The sequence below is a fragment of the Acinetobacter sp. Colony158 genome (assembly GCF_019264745.1).
GTDB classification, from domain to species: domain Bacteria; phylum Pseudomonadota; class Gammaproteobacteria; order Pseudomonadales; family Moraxellaceae; genus Acinetobacter; species Acinetobacter ursingii.
This window is the reverse complement of the sequence record NZ_CP078523.1, coordinates 1,360,634-1,363,603: the sequence shown is the minus strand read 5'-3', so window position 1 is coordinate 1,363,603 and position 2,970 is coordinate 1,360,634. Positions and strand designations below refer to the sequence as shown.

Below are 2,970 nucleotides of genomic sequence, written 5' to 3'. Positions count from 1 at the left end.
TAAAATAAATACTTATTCACGTGCTTTATTTTCTTTTTTCTTCAATATTTAAAGCATTAATGGCCAGAACTGCCTGAGTACGATTTTGCACGCCTAACTTTCTGAAAATTGCGGTGACATGGGCTTTAATGGTCGCTTCTGAAACATCCAGTTCATAGGCAATTTGTTTGTTCAATAAGCCTTCAGCCACCATCATCAAGACACGGAACTGCTGTGGTGTGAGTGACTGAATACGCTCTGCCAATTCAGTTTCATCGGCAGCGCGCGGGTCAAAACTCACATTATTCGGTAAGTTTGGCGGTAACCAGATTTCACCTTCCAAGACCTGACGAATCGCTTCACCAATATGGCTCGGATGAGCTGACTTTGGAATATAACCCATTGCCCCATGTGCGATGGCACGTTGAATAATCGAGGCTTCTTCATGTGCAGAAACCACAATAATCGGAATGGAAGGATACTGCGCCCGCACATGAACCAGCGCTGAAAAGCCAGACGCTCCTGGCAGGTTTAAGTCCAGCAACACCAAATCAGGTTCAGAACCACTTTCCAGACGCTCATAAAACTCATTGACGGCAGCAGTCTCATGAATCTGTGCCTGAGGAAAACTATATCGCACAGCTTGAATGAGAGCATGACGAAACAGCGGATGATCATCAACGATTAATATATTCATAAGCGAAATGAGAAATCTTTGGCACGGTCAGATTAATTCTAACCATACTCTGGCTATTAAGGATATGTCATATTATCCCAATTTTTGTCCAAATGTCGGATCAGTCGTTCATTTTGATCAATTTTTTCCATTTTTACGGTCAAGAAAAAGTTCAGCAATTTTTGATATAATCCCAGTTTGAAATAATATAAATATATGATTTTATATTATATTTATAATATTCAAATAGTTATACCTATAAAAATCAAGATTATCGTCATGCGAGCGATATATCTAAAAAAAAGATAAGTTTTGGTCATTTCCTTATTTTACCTAGACCGCTCAATAGGAATTAATAAAGACAGTTTTATTAATGTGATTGAGTTTATTCATGTCTAGTTCTCATGCTTCGTTAAATCCTTTAAATATTGTTGCGGTTTCTGGTGGTTTAAATACCCCTTCTAAAACAGAAGCACTGGTTCAGGAAATTTTAAATGAACTGGGTGAAGCCACCCCGATCAATGTCCATTTTATTAAATTTAGTGAAATTGGACATTTATTAGGGGGTGCGATTTATCGCAATCAATTACCACAACGGGTACAGGATGATTTAGCCAAAGTTGAAGCTGCGGACGCACTCATTGTGGGTACTCCCGTTTATCGTGCTTCATTTACGGGTTTATTTAAGCATTTTTTTGATTTTGTTGAACAAACTGCGTTGGTGGATGTTCCTGTGCTTTTGGCAGCATCAGGCGGTAGTGATCGCCATGCATTAGTACTAGAACATCAATTGCGTCCCTTGTTTAGCTTCTTTCAGGCTCAGACTTTACCCATTGGTGTCTATGCAACAGATCGCGACTTCACCCCTGAGTACACCATTAAAAGTGAATTATTGCGCGATCGCATTACGTTAGCAGTCGCTCGTGCTTTACCTATTTTGGAATGGGCACCTGCCAAAGGTCAGCGCGCTGAAGTGATCAAATCCAAAACTGAGCAAGCCAATCAAAATCTGGGCATTAATAAACAAATTGAACAGGATGAAGTGCTTCCTTCAGCAGCAGTTCCAAGTCTGGATGCGGCTGAATCACGCCTACATCATAAAATTAATAAGAATTTAAAAACCAACGTCGCTTAAGACGACGAAACACACTCAGAGGGTTTGACCATGTCAGAATTTTCTTCCCAGCCGATTCAATTTGCTTATTGGGTTCCCAATGTCAGTGGTGGACTTGTGGTCAGTAATATTGAACAACGTACAGACTGGAGCTATGACTATAATGTGCGTTTGGCTCAGGCAGCCGAGGCCAATGGCTTCGATTACGCCCTGACTCAGATCCGCTTTACCGCAGGTTATGGGGCAGAAAATCAACATGAGTCGGTCAGTTTTAGTCATGCCCTCTTGGCCAAAACTGAAAAGCTTAAAGTGATTGCTGCGATCTTACCCGGCCCATGGAAACCCGTTTTGGCGGCCAAACAACTGGCAACCATTGATTATCTGACTAATGGACGTATTGCCATTAATGTGGTGAGTGGTTGGTTTAAGGGGGAGTTTGATGCGATTGGAGAAGAATGGCCTGAACATGACCAACGTTATGTGCGTTCTGAAGAATTTATCCGCAGCATCAAGGGTATCTGGACAACGGATAACTTTAGTTTTGATGGTAAATATTACCAATTTAAAGATTATACCCTCAAACCAAAGCCGATTCAGAAACCGAGCATTGAAGTCTTTCAGGGTGGTAGTTCACGTGCTGCCCGCGATATGGCGTCACGGGTTTCAGACTGGTATTTCACCAACGGCAATACGGTTGAGGAAATTCAAAAACAAGTGGATGATATTCGTGCCAAGGCCAAAACAAATAATCATCAGGTTAAAATTGGGGTCAATGCCTTTATCATCGCCCGTGATACTGAAGCAGAAGCACAAGCCGTATTACAGGAAATTATTGATCAAGCCAACATCGAAGCAGTCAATGCCTTTGATGACGCAACCCGTCAGGCAGGCGCAGCCAGTCCTGAAGGTGAAGGTAACTGGGCAAAATCCACTTTTGAAGATCTGGTGCAATATAACGATGGCTTCAAAACCAATCTGATTGGCACACCTGAGCAAATCGCCGAGCGGATCGTGGCACTCAAAAATGTTGGTGTTGATTTGATTTTATCTGGCTTTTTACATTTTATTGAAGAAGTAGAATATTTTGGTGAAAAGGTTCTGCCTTTGGTTCGTGAATTAGAGTTACAACAACGGGTACAAACGACTGCGAAGTCCGCTTGAGTCAAATAAGCTTGAATAAAAACAATAAGAAATACTCTGT

Annotated in this window: 3 protein-coding genes; 2 read left to right on the top strand and 1 reads right to left on the bottom strand. The window is 41.4% G+C overall.

What is annotated here, in order from left to right; all coding sequences use genetic code 11:
• Window positions 1-25: 25 nt before the first annotated feature.
• The gene (locus JR005_RS05480) at window positions 26-676 is read right to left on the bottom strand and encodes a response regulator (protein ID WP_004985802.1); all 651 of its coding nucleotides are present in this window, start codon (window positions 674-676) and stop codon (window positions 26-28) included.
• A gap of 370 nt (window positions 677-1,046) precedes the next feature.
• On the opposite strand from JR005_RS05480, the gene msuE reads away from it, so the two are divergent.
• Both msuE and sfnG read left to right on the top strand, forming a co-directional pair.
• Window positions 1,047-1,790, top strand: coding sequence for an FMN reductase (msuE, locus tag JR005_RS05475; RefSeq protein ID WP_004985804.1), 744 nt, complete (start codon window positions 1,047-1,049; stop codon window positions 1,788-1,790).
• A 30-nt stretch (window positions 1,791-1,820) separates the two neighbouring features.
• On the top strand, window positions 1,821-2,930 hold the full coding sequence (gene sfnG / locus JR005_RS05470; protein WP_044435677.1) for a dimethylsulfone monooxygenase SfnG: 1,110 nt from the start codon (window positions 1,821-1,823) through the stop codon (window positions 2,928-2,930).
• Window positions 2,931-2,970: the final 40 nt, after the last annotated feature.

Excerpts from the sequence above, each read along its gene's own strand:
- JR005_RS05480 (WP_004985802.1), bottom strand. The coding sequence starts at position 676 with ATGAATATATTAATCGTTGATGATCATCCGCTGTTTCGTCATGCTCTC.
- sfnG (WP_044435677.1), top strand. The coding sequence starts at position 1,821 with ATGTCAGAATTTTCTTCCCAGCCGATTCAATTTGCTTATTGGGTTCCC.
- msuE (WP_004985804.1), top strand. The coding sequence starts at position 1,047 with ATGTCTAGTTCTCATGCTTCGTTAAATCCTTTAAATATTGTTGCGGTT.